Source organism: Colwellia sp. 6_MG-2023, assembly GCF_030547765.1.
Classification (GTDB): domain Bacteria; phylum Pseudomonadota; class Gammaproteobacteria; order Enterobacterales; family Alteromonadaceae; genus Colwellia.
Genome location: NZ_JAUOPP010000065.1, coordinates 1 through 851, shown reverse-complemented (window position 1 = coordinate 851; position 851 = coordinate 1). Strand labels below are relative to the sequence as shown.

Below are 851 nucleotides of genomic sequence, written 5' to 3'. Positions count from 1 at the left end.
ACATTTTCTGCTACATTAGACAAGTTACTGATAGTGTGGCTAAAACGGTTTTGAACCGCACCTAAATCAGCACGTTGGCTATCAATTTGTGCTAACGCTGCATCAATGGTTTGTATCGCAGATTGGGCACCAACACTTGTTGTACCGGATATATCAATATCTTCAACAGTTGTTAATTCACCTTCACCACCAGTACCAGTTATACTACCACCTAAGATTTCATCAACAGTTGTGCCTGAGATACCAATTTTATCTGGCGAAGTTAAATGAAGCTCTGATGTTTTAGATGAATCAGCTGTAGCAACAGTTACAGCATCAAACTTTAAAGTACCTGCAGGTGTACCTGAAGTTTCAGCAATAGCTTCAATCCCGCCAACACCTTCAGCTTTAAGAGCTATGCTGCCACCGGCTGCAGAGTCATATACAGCATCATAACCATCAGCCACTAAATCCTCTGTTAAACGTTCCATATCACCACCGTATGCAGCAAGGTCATATGAATCTTCACCGATATTAATTGTTGCGTTATCAGCACTAGTAATTCCTGAGAGCGTTACTTCTAATTTTGCTGTAGCTGTAACACCCGTTGCAGCTGCGTTGATTTTATCAGCAACGCCATCAGCACCATCATTAGCAAGAATTGGAACACCTGTACCATTAATATTAAGATTAGGATCAGCAGTAATTGTTTCATTAGCAGCTAAATTACCTGGTGCGGCAACATCACCAAAGACACTACCAGCACCTTCAACATCATAAGCACCAATCGCATCAGCAGCCATATTACCTAACGAAACATTAATGGTTTCATTCGCATTTGAACCTACTTGGAATTGTTTTGTACCAAAAGT

General features: G+C 40.8%; 1 protein-coding gene. It reads right to left on the bottom strand.

The genetic code is table 11. The features are described from left to right. Positions 1-851, bottom strand: an 851-nt coding sequence (locus Q4503_RS18805; RefSeq protein WP_303603191.1) for a flagellin, incomplete at both ends; no start/stop codon positions are given.